The sequence below is a fragment of the Oscillospiraceae bacterium genome (genome assembly GCA_035380125.1).
GTDB lineage: Bacteria > Bacillota > Clostridia > Oscillospirales > JAKOTC01 > DAOPZJ01.
In genome coordinates, this window is record DAOSWV010000015.1 from 56,172 (window position 1) to 74,974 (window position 18,803).

The following is an 18,803-nucleotide window of genomic DNA, read 5'->3' on the forward strand; positions in this document are numbered from 1 at the left end:
GTTTTATTCTGTTCTCAGCGCCACAACCGGATCTTTCTTAGCCGCGATGCGCGACGGGATAAATCCCGCGATCAGCGTCAAAATCATGCTGCCCACAATCAGCGCAACCGCGTGGTACAAGCTCAAGTTGGCAATCCCTGCGATTTCGGTCAGGTTCAAAATGACTTTGTTGATCGGAATCGTCAGCAGATAGGATATCCCGACGCCCATAACGCCCGCCGTAAACCCGATGAGGAGCGTCTCGGCGTTGAACACCCGCGAGATGTCCTTTTTGCGTGCGCCGACGCTGCGCAGAATACCGATTTCTTTCGTGCGCTCGATCACCGAAACGTAAGTGATGATGGCGATCATAATCGTCGAGACCAACAGCGAAATTGCCGCAAATCCGACCAGCACATAGGTCACGGTGTCCAGCAGTGTGCCCGTGATCGAAGTGATCAGCTCGGCCATATCCGTATAAATCAACTGTTCGTCGTCGGACTTTTCCGCGTTGTAAGCGTCGAGGTACTCCTTGATCTGATCTTTGCTGGAATAGTCCTTGGGGTAGATGTTGATGCCGGTCGGCGTGGTGTCTGCACCGAGTGCAAGCAGTGCCGCTTCCTTTTCGCTCTCGTCGGCAATCGTCGTACCCAACAGAACGTTTTTATCCGAATCGGCCTGTGCCATGGCGATTTCGCTGTTTTGGGCGTCCTCGACCACATAGGCGGTCAGCGCGGTCGTGTAGGCGATGCCGGTCGAAAGATAGCTGCTCGAGGCGTCGGGCTTGGCGCGTAAAATTCCCACAATGGTCAGCGCGGTTCCGTTGTCCCCGTCATACAGGATCTCGTAATCGCTCGGATTCGCAGCGGCGAACAGGTCACCGGCCTGTGTGTAAAAATCGTCATTCGGAATGACTTTCAAAATCGTCTTCCCGATAAAGTCCGTCAGTTTGTATTCCCCGGCGTCACCGGTCATGCCGAGCTGCTCGAAAAACGAGGCGTTGATGCGGTTATATTCATCGACGACCAAAACGACTTCGTTCATTGATTCCGGCATCCGGCTGCCCTCGCCGATCAGGTCATACAGCGACAGGATAAAATCGTCACTCTCGGGCAGTTCCTGCCAGTAGACATTGCCGCTCAGCTGCGCCATCACGCTGCTCGAATACGAAGTTCTGAATTTGACGACGGCATCTTCGCCTTTAGCCAGCACATTGATCGTGACCGCATGGGTGTAGGAGATGTTGTTGACTGTGCCGGGCAGCGCTTCTTCCAGCCCGCCGATGTAATCGAGGTATTCCTGCGTGATCACATTTTCATGCTTGGTGGTGTTGGCTTCGCTATCATAGGCATACAACACGTCGTCGTCCGGGTATTCCTCATACTCGACCGTGTTGGAAATCATCAGCCCTTGCCGCTGCGTCAGGTCGATGCTCTGTTCTCCGGCTGTGATCGTGAGCGGAAAACCCGAGAGGGCGTCGGACTGCATGTCGCTCATATAACTCGAAAGCCCGTTCGAAAGCGCCAAAACCAACGCCACGCCGATGATGCCGATGCTGCCGGCGAACGAGGTCATAACCGTTCTGCCGCGCTTGGTCATCAGGTTGCGAAACGACAGCGAAGTTGCCGTAATCAGCGACATCGCGGTCTTTTTAAATTTTTTCTCTTTTTCCGGCCGCGGCGGTTCCTGTTCGAATTCCGCCTGCGTGACCGGGTTGCTGTCGGATTGAATTTCGCCGTCGAGCAGACGCACGATGCGGGTGGAATATTTCTCGGCCAGATCCTGATTGTGCGTGACCATGATCACAAGCCGGGTCTTTGCAACCTGCTTTAAAATCTCAAGGATCTGCACGCTCGTGTGGCTGTCCAGTGCGCCGGTCGGCTCGTCGGCAAGGACGATGTCGGGGTCGTTGACCAGCGCGCGGGCAATGGCGACCCGCTGCATCTGTCCGCCGGAGAGCTGATTGGGCTTTTTGCGGATCTGATCGGAAAGCCCCACGTCGGCCAGCGCCTGTTTGGCTCTGCGCCTGCGTTCGGCGACCGATACGCCCGAGAGCGTCAGCGCGATCTCGACATTCTGTAAAACGGTCTGATGCCCGATCAGGTTGTAGGTCTGAAAGACAAAACCGATTGAGCGATTGCGGTAGGCATCCCAGTCGCCGTCCTTATACTTTTTGGTGGAAATCCCGTTGATCACGAGATCGCCGCTGTCATAGCGGTCCAACCCTCCGATTATGTTTAGCAGCGTGGTTTTCCCGCAGCCCGACGGCCCGAGAACCGAGACGAATTCGCTCTCGCGAAAGCCGAGCGATACGCCTTTTAACGCAGTGACAATTTCTCCGCTCTTATAGGTCTTGACGATGTTCTCCAATTTAAGTTTCAGCATAAATTCCTCCACGCATGATAATGATCATTTATTTTAATATGCTCAGAAGTCGCCGGATTCTTCCGATTCCTGCCCTGCCATTCCGCGGTAAATATCCGCAGCGCGTGACAGCAGCGAAATCAGTTTCTCCATATCCTCTTCGCCGAGTTCCGTCTCAAGCCGGTCGGCGATGCCGACCATGTTCTGTTGGGCTTGTTCCAATGCCGCCCGTCCGCTGTCGGTCAGCTGAATCTCAAAACTGCGGCGGTTGGATTTGTCGATATTGCGCGAGATATACCCCCGTGCCTCCAGCGTGTTCAGGATGCGCGATATCATCGGGCGTTTCATTTCAAGCCGCTCGGACAAAAACGATGCCCGCGGAAATCCCATGAATCCGATCTCTTTCTGGTTCTTGCCTTTTTCATAGAGCATTTTCAGCACAAAAAACTCTCCCTGCGACAGATTGCCGCCGGCAAAGACCCGTCCGACCTGCCGCCGAATGTCGACGCAGGCCTGCAAAAGCCGAATTCCCTTCGATTGTTCCATATCCGATTCCTCCAAAAAGTTAACCGATGTAACAGTTAACTCGGTTAACCATTATATCGGTTTTATATGAGAAGTCAACAGTTATTCCGTATTTTCGAAAAATTTTATAGGGTCTTGCGGTTTTCGTCATTAATCCGCCGTCCGTCCTCGTCAAAATTCTTTTTCAAAGCGACTTCGGTCGGAATGATCGTTATGATCATCACGAAAACCTGCGCCATGCTCACCGCTGCGCCGACGATGCCGATCGTGTCTATATCCTTGCCCAATACCGGCAGCATTGCGGAAGCGGAAACGGGTAGCAAAATCCAACCGCAGACCGACCAGATACGCCCGGAATGGCGGTGTGCAAAATCCCAGGTCTCCTTGCTTTTCATCGACCGGGCGGTACGGTAACCGAAAATGCAATTGATCTCTTTCGGTGGGTGGTTTTTAAAATAATTGCCGAATCCGATCATCAGAAGCGGAATCAGCAAAACCATTGCAAGCAGGAAGAACCAAAATCCCATATACACCCCTAATTTATATCCCGCAATTAGCACCGGGCCGATTTCGATTTTAAAAATCTGTTTTCCTATAAAAAATCATAGACGGTCAGCCTCTACATCCCATCCGGGTAAGTCAGCATTCCGTCAAAATTAAAATAGATATTACAGAATCAATGATTAACCGAGCCTCTGCCGCCGATACGCAGGCGCAGCACAGCTCTTGCCAGTTTGTTTTTACTGGCGGCGAATTCCCTCATGCTCTCTTTTTGCCGCAACTGTTCCTCGGCGTGCATCAGCTGAATTTTGGCGCGGTTGACATCGATCTCTTCGGGCCATTCGGCGGTTTGTACGGTGATTAAGGTGTGTTCCGGACCTGCGCGCATAAACCCGTCGGAACACGCCGCCGTCCGCCAGGAGCCGTCCGGCTTTTGAATCCGCACTTCACCGACGGCCAACGAAGCGACCATCGGGGCGTGCCCATGTAGCACGCCCAGTTCCCCGTCAATCGCGGGGACGATCACCATTTTTGTCTGGTCGTGATAAAACGTACGCTCCGGCGTGATAATTTCAAGCAAAAAGGTCTTGTCGCCGTCCATAATTACTGTTCCTTTTTAAGCTTCTCGGCGGTCTGCCGAACCTCGTCGAGATTACCTACCATATAGAACGCGGCCTCGGGCAAATCGTCGACCTCGCCGTCCACAATCGCCTTGAACCCGGCGATGGTGTCTTTCAGGGGGACATAACGCCCCTCCTGCCCGGTATACTGTGTTGCGACAAACATCGGCTGAGCCAAAAAGCGCTGGATCTTACGGGCGCGGTAGATGGTCTTTCGGTCCTCTTCGCCCAGTTCTTCCATACCCAGAATCGCGATGATGTCCTGCAGTTCTTTGTAACGCTGTAAATTTTCCTGCACGCGTCTTGCGACTTCATAATGTTCGTTTCCGACGATGTGCGGTTCCAAAATCCGGCTCGTGGAAGCGAGAGGGTCGACAGCCGGGTAAATACCCAGCTCGGAAATGGCACGTGAGAGTACCGTCGTGGCGTCAAGATGCGAGAAAATACTCGCCGGCGCGGGGTCGGTCAGGTCGTCGGCAGGGACATAGATGGCCTGCACCGAGGTGATCGAACCGTTTTGGGTCGAGGTGATGCGCTCCTGCAGCAGACCGACCTCATTGGCCAACGTGGGCTGATAACCGACCGCGGACGGCATGCGTCCCAGCATTGCCGAGACCTCGCTGCCGGCTTGAATGAAACGGAAAATGTTGTCGATAAACAACAGAACGTCGCGGCCCTTACCCTCCTGCCCCGCCTCATCGCGCAGGGATTCGGCGACGGTCAAACCGGTCAGCGCCACGCGCATACGGCATCCGGGCGGTTCGTTCATCTGCCCGAAGACCAGCGCGGTTTTCTCCAGAACGCCGGATTCGGTCATCTCCTGCATCAGTTCCTGCCCCTCACGGGAGCGCTCGCCGACGCCGGTAAAAATCGAATAGCCGCCGTGTTCGGTGGCGATGTTGTGAATCAATTCCATGATCAGAACCGTCTTACCGACGCCCGCGCCTCCGAACAGGCCGATTTTACCGCCTTTGGCATAGGGTGCAAGCAAATCGATGACTTTAAGGCCGGTCTCGAAAATCTCGGTCGTCGGATTCTGTTCCGAAAACTTCGGGGGGATTCGGTGAATCGGCAGCAGGTGATCGGTCGGGATGGGTCCCTTACCGTCGGCCGGGCGTCCTAAAACGTCCATAACTCTTCCGAGGGCCGTCTTTCCGGACGGGACCGAAATCGCCGCTCCGGTGTCGATCACGTCAAGCCCGCGGCGAAGACCTTCGCAGGCCTGCAGCGCAATACAGCGCACAATCCCGCCGCCGAGGTGCTGTTCAACCTCCATCCAGACGACTCTGTCGCCGATCTGTGTATACAGTGCGTTATAAATCTCGGGGACGATTTTCGTCTGCGAAAAATCGACGTCCAAAACGGAACCGATAATCGCGGAGAGTTTTCCGATATTTTTTTGATTGGAATCTGTCATATCAATCACCATTTAATGACCTTTCAGCGCATTGACACCACCGATGATTTCAGTCATCTCGCGAGTGATGGCGGCCTGCCGTGCGCGGTTATAGTCGAGCCGCAGTTTTTTGAGCATATCCTCGGCATTGTGTGTCGCGGAGGTCATAGCGTTCATGCGGGCAATCTGTTCACTGGCATACGACTGTACCAGCGCACCGTAAATGATGCCGATCAGATATTGCGGCACCAGCGTATCCATGACCTGCCGGGGAGATGATTCATACAGAATCTCATTGTATTCTTGCTGTTCTCCCTCATACCAGCTGTCGCATACGTCGTCGAAACTGTTATATAACACCGGCAGCAGACGAATGATCTTCGGCTCCTGCGTGACCGACGAGATCATCTTCGTATAGACGATATAGACCTCGTCAAGCAGTTTTTGACGGTAAAGATCGACAATTGTGTCGGTAACCATACGGGCGTTGCGCAGCGACGGATTCTGGGCAATGGTCAAAAACTCCATATCGACCATGCAGCCCCGTTTGTAGAAAAATTCGCTCGCCATCTGGCCGACCGTAAAGATATACTGTTCTTTGGGATTGTCTTTCATATGTGCCATCGCCGCAGTCAAAACGTTATGGTTATAAGCGCCGGCCATTCCCTTGTCGCCCGCGATGACGATATAGGCGTGTTTGGCTTCGGGGTTGGGAAGGATCTCGCGCTGCAAAAACGGGTGTTCGATACCGCCGGTATGTTGGATAATATCCTTCATGGCCGCACGTACCTTGACAAAATGCGCGGCATTGGATTTATAAAGCTCCATTGCTCTGCGCATTTTCGAGACCGAGATCAGGTACATCGCGCGGGTGATCTGGTAAATCTGCGTATTCGATTTGATATGGCGTTTAATATCACTTACACTCTGCACTGTCGGTCACTTCCCTTCAAAGAGCGTTTATTACGGCTGTTGCTTCTCGGTCTTCCGACCGGCTAAAAATCCCTTTTTAAACTCCTCAACGGCCTTTTTCAGCGCCGCGACGGTTTCATCGGTAAATTCACCGGTCTGTGCGATTTTATTTCCGATTCCGGGATGTTTCGTGGTCATGAAATGGAAGAATCCCGTTTTAAAATCCTCAATCTGATTCAACGCAATATCGGAGAGCAGCTTATTTTCAACCGAATAGAGGAGCATTACCTGATTCTCCATGGAAAGCGGCTGATACTGTTCCTGTTTGAGCACTTCGGTCAGGCGGACGCCCTGTGCGAGCTGCTGCTGTGTCGAGGAATCCAAGTCGCTCGAAAACTGGGAAAACACCTCGAGTTCACGGTACTGCGCCAGATCGAGACGGAGTTTACCCGACACCTTGCGCATCGCCTTGGTCTGAGCCGAACCGCCGACACGCGAGACCGAAAGGCCCACGTTGACTGCGGGACGCACGCCCGAGAAGAACAGTTCACTCTCCAGCACGATCTGTCCGTCTGTGATGGAGATGACGTTGGTCGGAATATAGGCCGAGATGTCGCCCTCCATGGTCTCGACGATCGGAAGTGCGGTCATGCTGCCGCCGCCCAGTTCGTCGGATAATTTCGAAGCGCGTTCCAGCAGCCGGGAATGGAGGTAGAAGACGTCACCGGGGTAGGCTTCGCGTCCCGGGGGTCTGTGCAGCAAAAGGGACAGCGTGCGGTAAGCGACGGCGTGTTTGGAAAGATCGTCGTAGACAATCAAAACGTCCTTGCCCTGCCGCATAAATTCCTCGGCGATGGCGCAGCCCGCATACGGTGCGCAGTACTGCATCAAAATCGAGTCGCCCGCAGTCGCCGAGACGACCACGGTATAGTCCATGGCGCCCATCTGCTGGAAGGTGCTGACCAGCTGAGCAACCGTCGAGGCCTTCTGGCCGACGGCGACATAGACGCAGATCACGTCTTTGCCCTTCTGGTTCAATATCGTATCGATCGCAATCGCGGTTTTACCGGTTTGGCGGTCGCCGATGATCAGTTCGCGCTGACCGCGTCCGATCGGAATCATCGAGTCAATAGCCAGCAGTCCGGTCATCAGCGGTTTGTTGACCTTGCTGCGCTCAATGATGGTGGGTGCCGGAGATTCCAGCGGGCGGACATGCTGATATTCGATGGAGCCGCGATCGTCGATCGGATTGCCGAACGAATCGATTACGCGCCCGATCAAATTGTCCCCGACGGGCACGCTTGCGACCAGACCGGTGGTCTGCGCCTCGTCGCCCTCCGAGATATCGTCTTCACTCGCCAGCAAAATAGCCCAGACGCCCTCGTCGTTCATCAAGTTAAAAGCCATGGCAACGCCGCCGTTGGGCAAAGCCAGCAGTTCACCGTATTCGCAGTCGGGGAGGCCGTCGATTTTGATAATCCCGTCGCCCGAATAATATACTTTTCCCACGCTGCGAACCTGTGGTTTAAAATCAAAGCCGTGAAATTGTTTTTTGAGACCTTTGATAAGATCCCCCGTGGATATCTCCATGGCGCTTTTTCCGTCCCGCGCCTTAATTTGAGGTTTGCCGGAGATCGTCCCCAGTTGGGAATCAATGCTCATGTTGATCACACGTTCGTCGACTTTTACGACAAATCCCCCGATAATCGAAGGATCCACCGTCCGTTTCCAGTTGATGCCGCTCTCGTGTAAAAAGGCCTCCGCGCGCTCATAGATATGTTTCGCGGTTTTATCATCAATACTCACGGCAGTGGTCACAATTCCGGATTTCTCCATGCCGTTATTCTCCTAATTAAACTTGTCGACATATCGGTTGATCATGTCGATTTGTTCGGATTCTGTCATTTCTTTTTGAAGGATCTGTCCGGCGATATCGACAGCGAGCGTGACGGATTCTTTTTGCAGACCCTCACGCGCTTTACGAATCTCCTCTTCCCTCTTCGTCTCCGCCTGTTTCAGAAGTTCATCGGCTTGTGTCTTGGCGGCACCGATCATCGACTCGACCTCTTTTTTGGCATCGTCAATAATGCGGTCGGCGGCCTTACGGCCGTCTTCATCCGCCTGCGAGAGCAACGTATTATACTGGTCCAATTTTGCCTTGGACTCCTGTTCTGCTTTCGCGGCGCCGTCGAGTTCAGCGTTCACCTTGTCCTTACGCTTGTTGATAAACTTCATCACGGGTTTAAACAGCAAAAAGCGGAAAAAGACAAACAGTATTATGAGGTTGATGATGTGATAGAGGATTTTTATAGGATCCAGATTCATCTTAAAATCATGCCTTTCCGGGTTTACTCTTTTTGCCCGATCAGCTTCTCAGCAAAATCATCAAAGCGATGACAAAGCCGTAAATTGCAGTGGATTCAGCCATAGCCAGACCCAGCAGTAAAACCTGATTAATCTTACCGAGTGCCTCCGGCTGTCGGGCGACGCTCTCGACGGCTTTCCCCGTCGCAATACCCATACCGAGACCTGCGCCGAGGCAGCAGATGACCGCGATACCGGCTCCGATCATTTCCATTCAAAATACACCTCTTTTGATTATTGGGATTTATTCAAACCGCGAAAAGGTCATTCGGCTCTCTCGTGGATGAAAGCTAATGTCAGCGTCACAAAGATAAACGCCTGCAGCAAGGAGTGGAACAGATTGAAATACAGTGAAAGTGCCGCAGGAATTACGAGCGGGATAGCGCTGTAAATCAGTTCCATGACCACCAGTCCGGCCAGCATGTTGCCGAAAAGTCGGCAGGCCAGCGAAATCGGAGTTGCGATATCGGTGATCAGAATGATGGGGGAAATTGCAAAGGGTTTAAAGTGGTGAAGCGCATTTTTGATGCCGCCCCTGAACGAGAAGAGGTTGATCAGGAAAAACGACATCAACGCCAATGCTGCGGTTACGTTGAGGTCTGCACAAGGTGAGCGCAGGCCAAACAACTCTATAATGCCTCCCAAGACGATATACGCACCGACCGTGGCCGCATAAGGCGCCATAGTAACGCCCAGCCGGTCGCCCAGGTTGTTGCGCGACATCCCGTCCATACCGGTGACAAACGCTTCAATCAGCAACTGAAAATTGCCCGGTTTGTCCTTGAATCTCGGGATCACGAAAATTCGGACAATCAATGCGAAAAGAATCATAATCCCTATCACGACGGCCGACATGGCCATGGTCTCGTCGATGGTAATCCCGCCTAAAATCGGCAGCGTACCCAGTGTCCCGGGTTCGATTTCAACATTCAATTGTCTTCCCCCCCTTTGCGAAGCGCCTGAAAGATGCCCATTCCAACCATGGTCAGACCCGCCAAAATTCCGCAGACGACGCCGTCAAGCATGGAAACCAGGAACGGAGGCACCAAAAACAGCGCATAAAGTGCAAGTTTTGAAAAAAGCAACAGCAGCATCCTACTCGATTTCTTCCCGTCTTTTACGGTTAAAATAAGCCTGGTCAAGAGCTTATACTGTAAAAAACCGCAAATCGGACCGAGTACGATACCGATCAAAGGAAAAGAGCCCCAAGGCATCCCCATACCCCCATTCGATCCGTTTGCCCCGTCCGAAGCGTTCTGCGCGCGGGTGTTTAAACACAAACCGAGTTCTTTCGCCGCTTTTCAGCGTTTTCTCCTAAAAAAGAAACGCCATAACAATATATTTTAGCACTAAAACACAATTTGTCAATATTAGATATCATGTAGATTCATCCGAAAAAGTCTCCTTTTTAAATTGCCTTTTTAGCGGTTTTAACCATTTCTTTCAGATCTCCTGCTTTTATTATATTCATCTTAACGCGCAATGGCGCCTATTTCAAAAACTGTTGTTCCCTAAAAAACCTGTCCCAGGGATCGGCGGTTTCAAGCCGTGTAAGCGCCTCCCTCATTCCAATGCCGTCCGGTGCAACCGTGTCGAGTTCCTCCCAACCGATGGGCATCGAGACCTTTGCCCCTTCACGCGCCCGCAGCGAATACGGGGCCACGCTTGTCGCACCCCTGCCGTTTCGCATCCAGTCGATAAAAATTTTGCCGGTTCGTCGGTTCTTGCGCACATTGCCCGTATAGCGGTCAGGCCATTTCTGCTCTATCACTTCGACCACACGCCTTGCGAAATCATAAAACACATCCCACGAAACTGACGGCATCAGCGGCACAACCACATGATACCCCTTGCCGCCGCTGGTCTTCAGGTAGGTATTCAGCGACAGCTGCGATAGGATCTCACGTACATCCCGAACGCCCTGCCGCACCGCCGCAAGTTCCATACCCTCGTCGGGGTCAAGATCGAATACCATGATGTCGGGCTTTTCCATCGTCTCTGCGCGGCTGCCCCAGGTGTGAAACTCCAGCGTGCCCATCTGCACCTCATAGAGAAGCCCGGTTTTATCCGCAATATAAAAAAACGCCTCGGTGCCTCCGTCGCTTGTCACAACGGGTACCGGGATAATTCCTTTGCTGTCGGAGCCGGGGTGCTTTTTGTAAAAGCAGGTCTGCGCAATCCCTTTGGGGCAGCGCACGATGCTCAAAATCCGTTTTGCAACATACGGCAGCATGCGTTCCGAGACCCGCTCGTAATATCGAATCACTTCTTCTTTGGGGATTCTCGGGTTTTCATAAATCACCTTATCGGGATGGGTGACTTTCACCCCCGCAATCATCATTTCGCCTTTATCCAGTGTCTCCATGTCTTCCTCTTCTCCGGACAGTTCTCGTTCTGTATCACTATCTGCCGTCTCTCTGCGGATCTCTTTCGGGTTTTTATCCGACCGCAGCCCTTTGAAACTCGCCTGACGAAGTTGATTGTCCGCCGTCCATTCGGCAAATTTGATCTCAGCGGCGAGCTCGGGTTGGAGCCAAAAAATCGTCTCGTCCGCCTTAGCCTTAGGTTCACTTTCAAACGGCGATTCGGTTTGCTTTAACGGTTCAAACTGTTTTTCAAGCCGCCGGGAATCCGCCTCACTCAATCCTGTTCCGGCCCGCCCTGCAAAAACCAGTTTATCGCCTTCATACACGCCCAGCAGCAGCGAACTAACGCCCTCGGTTTTCTTTTCGGTGCGCACATAACCGCCGATCACGAATTCCTGCCGCCGCTCGCACTTGCATTTGACCCAGTCGCCGTTCCGGGTTCCGCTGTAAATCGAATCGGCCTTCTTACCGACGATTCCCTCCATACCCGCCGCGCAAGCCGCGGTAAATCCCGCTTCGCCGTTGCCCCTGACGTGTCGGCTGTAATGCAAATTGCTTGGGGCATCCTGCATCAATATTTCCAATTTTTCTTTTCGCTCAATCAAGGGCTGGTTTCGTAAATCTCTGCCGTCTAAAGCAAGCAAATCAAAGACAATATAGGTCAGCGCCTTGCCTGCGGGGCTTCTGATATAATTCTGCAACGCCTGAAAATCGGTTTTGCCCGCCGCATCGAGCACCGCCATCTCACCGTCCAACACCATCGTCCTGCCTGCCGCAAGGTCAGCCAGCGGCGCAATGATACTTTTAAATTTGTCGGCATAATCTTTCCCGTTGCGGGTCATCAGCCGCACGGTGTTGCCTTCAATAAACGCGACAATCCGGTAGCCGTCATATTTCAGTTCAAAAAGCCAGTTGTCTCCCGACGGAATTTTGTCCGTGAGTTTCACAAGCTGCACTTCGAGCATGTCAAAAGGGTTTTTCGCGTTCTTTTCGTCCTGCCCCGTCTCGATCTCGGTCACAGTACGCCCGGTTCTCACACTTGTGACAAATTCCGAAATTCCGTCGCTCTCTTGCGTATATTCATCCTTTTCCTTGATCAGAAGCCAGTTGTCGCCGGTCTCGTCTGCATTGCCTTTCAGCCGCACCAATGCCCATCCGCCTTTGAGCCGCCGGCCTTTCAGGTCAAATTTCAACGACCCTTTTTCCAATCCCTCATCAACATCACTCCGGGGTTCCCAAATCCCCTCGTCCCAAAGCAAAACCGTGCCTCCGCCGTATTCACCTTTTGGAATCGTGCCCTCAAAATTTTTATAATCGAGTGGGTGATCCTCTACCTTCACGGCCAGCCGTTTGTCCCGGCTGTCAAAAGACGGTCCTTTCGGCAGCGCCCAGCTCAGCAATACCCCGTTGTGTTCAAGCCGCAGGTCATAATGATCCCGGCTGGCCAGATGATGCTGAACGGCGAACGAGAGCTGTTCCTGCCGCACCATTGTTTCACCCTCCGGCTCTCCGGTCCGTTCAAAATTCCGTTTTTGCCGATAAACGTCAAGTCCCGGCACCGTTATGCAGGCTCCTTATCTTTTTGCACTTTTTCAACGCTCTGTTTCAACGCCTCCATCAGGTCGATGACCTTGACGGCGTTGTCGGCCTCTGCCGCGACGACCTCTTTGCCCGAGATCTTGGTCTCGATCAGAGCGCGCAGTTTTTCCTGATATTCATCCTGATATTTCGACGGATCGAACGGCGTATCCATCGAATTGATTAACAATTTCGCCATATTTAACTCCGGCTCCGAAACCTCGGTCTTTTTATATTGTTTCTGCAGTTCCTTGATCTCGTCGGCATAAAACATCGTCGAAATCAACATCCCGTCTTCGCGTGCGATAATCGCCATCAGCGTGTCCTTGGTGCCGATCACGGTCTTGCCGATGGCGATCTTCTGTTCCGCCATCAGCGCCGAACGCAGCAGTTCGAAGGCCTTTTCGCCGCCCGCTTCGGGTGCCGCCTGATAAGTCTTTTCGTAATAAACCGGCGATATTTGATTCAATTGCGCAAAATGCAGAATTTGAATGGATTTTTCCTTCTCGGTTTTGACCTTCTCGATCTCCTCGTCGGTGACAACGACGTATTTGTCCCTGTCGTATTCAAATCCCTTCACGATATCCTCCGAAGCCAGCTCTTTTCCGCAGTGTGCGCAGGTCTTTTTATACCGGATGCGGCTATTGTCTTCTTTGTGCAGCTGGTTGAAATGGATGTCGTTGTCCTGTGTGGCCGTGAACATCGCGATCGGAATTGCAACCATGCCGAATGTGATAACCGATTTGTGTGATACCAAAATAAACACCTCCCCGCGTTATTGTCTCCGATTGGTTGTTTTTATATGATTTCGGAAAGCTTGAGAAATTTTTCATAATCCCCTTGACATATTCCTTATTATTACCTATAATGCCTTTATAGGTCATTTTAAGGAGTGTTAAAAATGTCTGAAATCTATTACACCGTTGAAAAAATCTCGGAGCTGCTCTCCATCCACCCCAAGACCATTCAGCGTTACATCCGCGAGGGTAAGCTGGGCGCCAATAAGATCGGTAAAAGCTGGCGTGTGACCGGCCACGATTTGAGCGTCTTTTTAGAGCAGAACCGCCCAAACGAAGAAAAAAGAGAACCATCCGAAACCCGCGTCGAGGTCTCGGCGGTCGTCGATATGGAATGCACAGAAGACGAGGCCACCCGCATCTCCAATCTGCTCAACGGCGCACTGCATTCCAAGCCTCCGGAATACGGGCGCTGCTCCATGCACGCCCAGTATATCCCCGATCAAAACAAACTCCGCATATCCCTTTGGGGCGGTATCGAATTTACCGAAGCCGTGATCGCCTCGATCGCCGAATTGACACGAAATCCCGAATAAAGGAGTGAACAATATGTCATCCGTCCGAGTATTTAAATCCGAAGAAAGCAAAAACGCCATTCGTACCCGTTATAATCAAATCTTATCCGCATTCCCGTTCAGGCAGCGGTATGTTGACACGCCGTTTGCAAAGACGTTTCTGCTCGAATGCGGCAGTCCCGAAAACCCGCCGTTGATTCTCCTGCACGGTTCATGCAGCAACAGCGCATTCTGGTTTTCCGAAATCATGGCGCTGTCGGCTCAATTCCATGTGTTTGCCGCCGACATCCCCGGCGAAGCCGGAAACACCGAGGAAAATCGCCTTAATCTCAGGTCGGACGATTATGCCGATTGGCTGAAAGCGGTTTTCGATGCGCTCTCAATCAAGCAAGCGGTTGTTATGGGTAATTCGCTGGGCAGCTGGATGGCTTTGAAATTCGCCGTTAAATACCCGGAATATGTATCAAAATTGATTATCATCGCCCCGTCGGGATTGTCACATCAAAATGATAAAATACTCGAAAAAGCAAAACAGTCCGCTCAACAAAACGAAGATCTTACCATAGATTCTTCAATCTCACAGGGTATCGAACTGCCGAAAGAGGTCTTGGAGTTCATCAACCTGATCGGTGCCGGATATTACCCGATCACAGAAGAACTGCCCGCCTTTTCGGACGAACAGCTCAAACGGCTCACCATGCCGGTTTTATTCGTTGCAGGCAAACTCGACGTTATGGTCGACGCCCCCGCCGCCGCAAAACGGCTGGGAAACCTGCTTCCCCACGCCGAAATCCGCCTGCTTGAAAACATCGGTCATATGGTTTTAAACGCCCTCGAATATATTATCCCGTTTGCCGCAAAATGAATATAATAATTCAAGCAATACAAAAGGGGCGCCTCAAGCGCCCCTTTTGGTTTATGAAACCGGCGATTCCCCATCCTCCAAGTGCATAATTTCAGGAAGTGACATTCCGACAAAAGCCTGAACGATTTCCGGATCAAAAAATGTTCCGGCGCAACGTTTTAATTCTTCTAGGGCTGCTTCGTGGTCTATCTTATTCCGATAACTTCTGTCGTTTGTCATCGCATCATAGGCATCGGCAACCGCAATAATTCTTGAAGCCTGCGGGATCTCATAGCCCTTTAATCCGCTTGGATACCCCGACCCGTCAAAGCGCTCGTGATGTGAAAGCACAACGTCGTCAATGTCTTGAAACTCAATTGTATTTTCTAAAATCCCGGCGCCCTTTGCCGGATGCAATTTCATAACTTCCCATTCATTTCGGGTCAAAATACCGATCTTATTTAAAATCCGCTCGTCAATTCCGATCTTGCCGATATCATGCAAAAATCCCGCGACCCGGATTTTATCAATTGTCCGCTGATCCAAGTTCATTCTTTTAGCGATTGCCTCACTGATTCTGCCGACCCGATCCGAGTGTTGTTTTTCCCGTTCGCTTTTTGCAAACAACGTCTCCATAATCACCTTAACCGCATTGCTTCTGGTGCTTTTACTGCTGTAATACTTCCGGTTATACATGAATGCCTCTGCTTCTTTGATAAGCGCATCCTTGGTATCGTCTTCTTTTCGCTGAATGCCGTATCCGAAAGAGATTGTCAAAGAATTGTTGTCGCTGGTATTGACTTTTTGCTCAATTTCGTTCAAATACGCTCTGATTGCTCTCTCGTCGGTGTTTGAGACCAGAATTGCAAACTCATCTCCGCCTACGCGGGCAAAAACATCCTGATTACGAACAAGCTTTTGAATTTTCTCGGCGATATTTTTTAAAGCCTTATCGCCTTCAAGATGCCCGAAAGAATCATTATACAGCTTAAATCCGTTCATATCGCCCCAGATAATACCGATCGGATAATGATCCTCAATATCCTCAGCCCGTTTCTCGAATTCTTCGTCGAAAAATCTCCTGTTATAAATCCCCGTAAGATGATCATGATAGACCAAAAATTCATTTTGTTTTGTCATCATCTCCCGTTCGGTTACATCAAAAGCAATGGAAAATAAAACTCTCCTGTTTCTATATTCAATCGCAGTGCTGAAAACATCCACCATTCTGATCTCACCGTTTTTAAGTCGATGAGGCACTGTAAACTGATTTTTTTCTCTGTTGAAAATTTTCAAAAGGAGTTCGCGTACTTTTTTCTCACTGAGAATATTGATATCCCAAATTTTCATGCTTAATAATTCTTCTTTGGAATATCCGAAAAATTTTTCGGCTGCATTATTTGCCTCGATGATCTGACCTGTTTCCGGTTCAAGCAAATACATCACGGCCTCGTGATTTTCTATCATAGCCTGTGTCCGCTCCAACAGCATTTCGGTTTCTTTTTCTTTTTCCCGTTTTCGCACGGCAATCCAGACGCCGCTCATCAAAACAGTCATCGCATAAACATCATTGTCCGTGTAATCTGTTTCTTTATTGGCAAATCCGATCACAGCCACAATTTTTTTGTTTTCAAATATCGGAATCGACATGTATTTCTTGATTTGAACATGCCCCTTTGGATATCCTTTTTTCAAGGGATCCGGCACCGTAAAATCATTGACGATGATCGGTTTTCTTTGCCGGACAACTTCACCCCAAAAACCCGTTGAATTCAATTGATACTTCGTTTGTTTTTCCATAACGGCACAATCGGCCATCACGCCGATGGTCCACGAGTTCAGTGAGAATTCTTTTTTCTCCTCATCATACAGATAGATATACCCATATTGGCTTCCCGTCAGTTTTAGCGCCTCCAGAAGCGCATAATCAAGTTGTTCCTGCATGTCGGCAAACGATTTCATCATGCACAACGCAATGATTTTATTGGTCTCGGAAATTTTATCGATAATCTCTTGCTGATAATAATCGCTTGTGATATCTCTGATATATGCGCCAACCCATATTTTATTTTCGTTGATCGGCACGGGAAATTTACGGGTTTCAAAAACCCGATCTCCCACTTTTTCAATGCTGATGATGGTTTTTTTCTCGTCAATCACTTTCTGATCGCTTATTCGGCATTGGTTTGCCGATTCGATATCCATAAATTCGTAATCGGATTTCCCGACGATCTCGTTTCTTTTTACTTTAAAATAATCAGCTAATTTCTCGTTGAGAAAAATATGATTAAAATTCTCATCCTTCAAAAAAATAAAATCCTGGCTGGAGTCAATGAAGGTTCGAAATGCTGTTTGATCGAATTCGATTTGAGAAAACATCTTTTTTTGTTCGGTAATATCCTTTACTAAGCAGATATGATTATATTGATTCTCGTTTTTAATATCGAGTGCAGATACAATGATATTCACCCAGACGACAGATCCGTCCGGTTTTATGTAACGTTTATCCATGGAATACGACTTGATCTCTCCGGCCTGCAGTTTTTTGAATTGTCTCAAATCTTCTTCCACGTCGTCGGGATGCGTGATTTTCGCCCATCCCTGTTTCAAAAGCTCCTCGCTTTTACGCCCGCAAATCCGCTCGAATTCCGCATTAATATGGATCCAATTATCTCCCATCACATCAGAGAACTCGCTGTTATGGGAAATTGTAATACCGATCGGCGCCTGTTGAAATACGGATTCCATGATTGTTTTCAGATTATTTTCTTTTCTCTCCATCTCTTTTTGGCGCTGCAAAATCTCCGACTGTAATTTCACTCGATATTTCAAAGACTGCATCTGTGTGCTTTTACGAATGTAATCATCCACCCCGAGCTTCAGGCAATTAATTTCATCCTCTGCAGCATCCGAATCCGAAAGCGCAATAATTTTTAAATTTTGATATTGTTTTTGGCTCTGAAAGTTATCAAAGACTTGAAGGTAATCTGTATTCTGCATCTGCAAATCAAAAATCACCAATTCGATATCGGGATTCTTTCCGAGCATCTGCATGGCCTCCAGTCCATCGCCCGCAGTTAAAATATCATATTCACTTAATATTGCGCTGATAGCAGAGATTTCGACAGTCGAGTTGCAAATAATTAAAATTTTCATTGGTATCTCATCCTTCCTGTCAAAACAATAAAAAATCCGAATTGAGCCATTCAATCAAAATCTTTGTTCGTCTATAAATTTTCCCTTTTTTACTTCAAGAACAAACCCATATCTTACATATACTATATCACATTTCCGTAATAATTTTAAATAGTTTTTAAAAATTTTATCGGATTTTAATGTAAATTGTTAAACCAGCCATCTCTCGGAGGTATTAATGATTGTTGTTTTATCTTTTTCCCACTAAGTCACGGGCAAAAGCCAGACATATTTTCGTTGTCGTATTTTTACAATCATGATATAATAACTATTAAAGTGCGGTTTAAACCGCGCCGAATCAATGTGAAAGCGGTGTTTTTTCTGGAGAACGATAAAATGGACAACTATGAACCGTGGCTGCATTGGGCGGTTGAATTACAGGCATTGGCGCAGAACGGGCTTGCATATACCGAAAATAAATTCGATAAAGAGCGCTTCGAGCGCATCCGCGAGATTGCCGCGGAGATGGTTTCCTGCAAAACAGACATCACGAAAGACACCGTCGAAGGCCTGTTCTGTGGTGAAAAGGGTTATCAGACCCCGAAACTGGACACCCGCGCCGCGATTTTCAAGGACAATAAAATTTTGCTGGTCAAAGAAGGCGGCAGATGGTCGCTGCCCGGCGGTTGGGTGGATGTGACCGAGTCGGTCTATTCCAATACCGTCAAGGAGGCAAAAGAAGAAGCCGGCGTCGATGTCCGGCCCACCCGCGTGATTGCCCTGCAGGACCGCAACCGGCATAATGCCCCGCGCTATATCTACAGCATCTGTAAGGTCTTTGTCCTGTGTGAATTACTCGGCGGCAAGTTTGAGCACAACACTGAAACCGATGAAAGCGGCTTTTTCG

17 protein-coding genes are annotated in these 18,803 nt (G+C 49.9%); 3 read left to right on the forward strand and 14 right to left on the reverse strand.

Annotated features, from left to right (window positions below):
• Positions 1–3: 3 nt before the first annotated feature.
• The 13 genes from PK629_07680 to PK629_07740 form a co-directional block, all read right to left on the reverse strand.
• Positions 4–2,364, reverse strand: coding sequence for an ATP-binding cassette domain-containing protein (locus tag PK629_07680; protein HOP11355.1), 2,361 nt, complete (start codon positions 2,362–2,364; stop codon positions 4–6).
• A 42-nt stretch (positions 2,365–2,406) separates the two neighbouring features.
• Positions 2,407–2,889 carry a MarR family transcriptional regulator gene (locus PK629_07685; protein ID HOP11356.1) on the reverse strand — a complete coding sequence of 161 codons (483 nt, stop codon included), beginning with the start codon at positions 2,887–2,889 and terminating at the stop codon, positions 2,407–2,409.
• A gap of 104 nt (positions 2,890–2,993) precedes the next feature.
• Positions 2,994–3,395 carry an SdpI family protein gene (locus PK629_07690; protein ID HOP11357.1) on the reverse strand — a complete coding sequence of 134 codons (402 nt, stop codon included), beginning with the start codon at positions 3,393–3,395 and terminating at the stop codon, positions 2,994–2,996.
• 149 nt (positions 3,396–3,544) lie between these two features.
• Positions 3,545–3,970 carry an ATP synthase F1 subunit epsilon gene (gene atpC, locus PK629_07695; GenBank protein HOP11358.1) on the reverse strand — a complete coding sequence of 142 codons (426 nt, stop codon included), beginning with the start codon at positions 3,968–3,970 and terminating at the stop codon, positions 3,545–3,547.
• A gap of 2 nt (positions 3,971–3,972) precedes the next feature.
• Positions 3,973–5,418: a F0F1 ATP synthase subunit beta gene (gene atpD / locus PK629_07700; protein ID HOP11359.1), complete on the reverse strand. Its 1,446-nt coding sequence runs from the start codon at positions 5,416–5,418 to the stop codon at positions 3,973–3,975.
• Positions 5,419–6,318 carry an ATP synthase F1 subunit gamma gene (gene atpG, locus PK629_07705; GenBank protein ID HOP11360.1) on the reverse strand — a complete coding sequence of 300 codons (900 nt, stop codon included), beginning with the start codon at positions 6,316–6,318 and terminating at the stop codon, positions 5,419–5,421.
• 30 nt (positions 6,319–6,348) lie between these two features.
• On the reverse strand, positions 6,349–8,133 hold the full coding sequence (gene atpA, locus PK629_07710) for a F0F1 ATP synthase subunit alpha (protein ID HOP11361.1): 1,785 nt from the start codon (positions 8,131–8,133) through the stop codon (positions 6,349–6,351).
• Positions 8,134–8,145: 12 nt separating this feature from the next.
• A complete protein-coding gene (atpF, locus tag PK629_07715; GenBank protein ID HOP11362.1) occupies positions 8,146–8,622 on the reverse strand; it encodes a F0F1 ATP synthase subunit B in 477 nt (158 codons plus the stop codon).
• Positions 8,623–8,662: 40 nt separating this feature from the next.
• Positions 8,663–8,875, reverse strand: a complete 213-nt coding sequence (atpE, locus tag PK629_07720; GenBank protein HOP11363.1) for an ATP synthase F0 subunit C — start codon at positions 8,873–8,875, stop codon at positions 8,663–8,665.
• A gap of 50 nt (positions 8,876–8,925) precedes the next feature.
• Positions 8,926–9,594 carry a FoF1 ATP synthase subunit a gene (locus PK629_07725; GenBank protein HOP11364.1) on the reverse strand — a complete coding sequence of 223 codons (669 nt, stop codon included), beginning with the start codon at positions 9,592–9,594 and terminating at the stop codon, positions 8,926–8,928.
• Positions 9,591–9,755, reverse strand: coding sequence for a hypothetical protein (locus PK629_07730; protein HOP11365.1), 165 nt, complete (start codon positions 9,753–9,755; stop codon positions 9,591–9,593). The genes PK629_07725 and PK629_07730 overlap by 4 nt, the downstream gene beginning before the upstream one ends.
• 395 nt (positions 9,756–10,150) lie before the next feature.
• Positions 10,151–12,586 carry a DNA ligase D gene (ligD, locus tag PK629_07735; GenBank protein ID HOP11366.1) on the reverse strand — a complete coding sequence of 812 codons (2,436 nt, stop codon included), beginning with the start codon at positions 12,584–12,586 and terminating at the stop codon, positions 10,151–10,153.
• 2 nt (positions 12,587–12,588) lie between these two features.
• Complete coding sequence (locus PK629_07740) at positions 12,589–13,371, reverse strand: Ku protein (GenBank protein HOP11367.1); 783 nt, start codon at positions 13,369–13,371, stop codon at positions 12,589–12,591.
• Between the two features lie 135 nt (positions 13,372–13,506).
• Here PK629_07740 and PK629_07745 point away from each other — a divergent pair, with 135 nt between their 5' ends.
• Both PK629_07745 and PK629_07750 read left to right on the forward strand, forming a co-directional pair.
• Positions 13,507–13,938, forward strand: coding sequence for a helix-turn-helix domain-containing protein (locus PK629_07745; GenBank protein HOP11368.1), 432 nt, complete (start codon positions 13,507–13,509; stop codon positions 13,936–13,938).
• A gap of 13 nt (positions 13,939–13,951) precedes the next feature.
• Positions 13,952–14,782 (forward strand): alpha/beta hydrolase, encoded by an 831-nt coding sequence (locus PK629_07750; GenBank protein HOP11369.1) that lies wholly within the window; start codon positions 13,952–13,954, stop codon positions 14,780–14,782.
• Between the two features lie 51 nt (positions 14,783–14,833).
• Here PK629_07750 and PK629_07755 read toward each other — a convergent pair whose 3' ends face one another.
• Positions 14,834–17,917 (reverse strand): PAS domain S-box protein, encoded by a 3,084-nt coding sequence (locus PK629_07755; GenBank protein ID HOP11370.1) that lies wholly within the window; start codon positions 17,915–17,917, stop codon positions 14,834–14,836.
• A gap of 375 nt (positions 17,918–18,292) precedes the next feature.
• On the opposite strand from PK629_07755, the gene PK629_07760 reads away from it, so the two are divergent.
• A partial coding sequence (locus PK629_07760; GenBank protein HOP11371.1) for an NUDIX hydrolase N-terminal domain-containing protein occupies positions 18,293–18,803 on the forward strand: 511 nt, incomplete at its 3' end.

Excerpts from the sequence above, each read along its gene's own strand:
- PK629_07680 (HOP11355.1), bottom strand. The coding sequence starts at position 2,364 with ATGCTGAAACTTAAATTGGAGAACATCGTCAAGACCTATAAGAGCGGA.
- PK629_07685 (HOP11356.1), bottom strand. The coding sequence starts at position 2,889 with ATGGAACAATCGAAGGGAATTCGGCTTTTGCAGGCCTGCGTCGACATT.
- PK629_07690 (HOP11357.1), bottom strand. The coding sequence starts at position 3,395 with ATGGGATTTTGGTTCTTCCTGCTTGCAATGGTTTTGCTGATTCCGCTT.
- atpC (HOP11358.1), bottom strand. The coding sequence starts at position 3,970 with ATGGACGGCGACAAGACCTTTTTGCTTGAAATTATCACGCCGGAGCGT.
- atpD (HOP11359.1), bottom strand. The coding sequence starts at position 5,418 with ATGGTGATTGATATGACAGATTCCAATCAAAAAAATATCGGAAAACTC.
- atpA (HOP11361.1), bottom strand. The coding sequence starts at position 8,133 with ATGGAGAAATCCGGAATTGTGACCACTGCCGTGAGTATTGATGATAAA.
- atpF (HOP11362.1), bottom strand. The coding sequence starts at position 8,622 with ATGAATCTGGATCCTATAAAAATCCTCTATCACATCATCAACCTCATA.
- atpE (HOP11363.1), bottom strand. The coding sequence starts at position 8,875 with ATGGAAATGATCGGAGCCGGTATCGCGGTCATCTGCTGCCTCGGCGCA.
- PK629_07730 (HOP11365.1), bottom strand. The coding sequence starts at position 9,755 with ATGCTGCTGTTGCTTTTTTCAAAACTTGCACTTTATGCGCTGTTTTTG.
- PK629_07745 (HOP11368.1), top strand. The coding sequence starts at position 13,507 with ATGTCTGAAATCTATTACACCGTTGAAAAAATCTCGGAGCTGCTCTCC.
- PK629_07750 (HOP11369.1), top strand. The coding sequence starts at position 13,952 with ATGTCATCCGTCCGAGTATTTAAATCCGAAGAAAGCAAAAACGCCATT.
- PK629_07755 (HOP11370.1), bottom strand. The coding sequence starts at position 17,917 with ATGAAAATTTTAATTATTTGCAACTCGACTGTCGAAATCTCTGCTATC.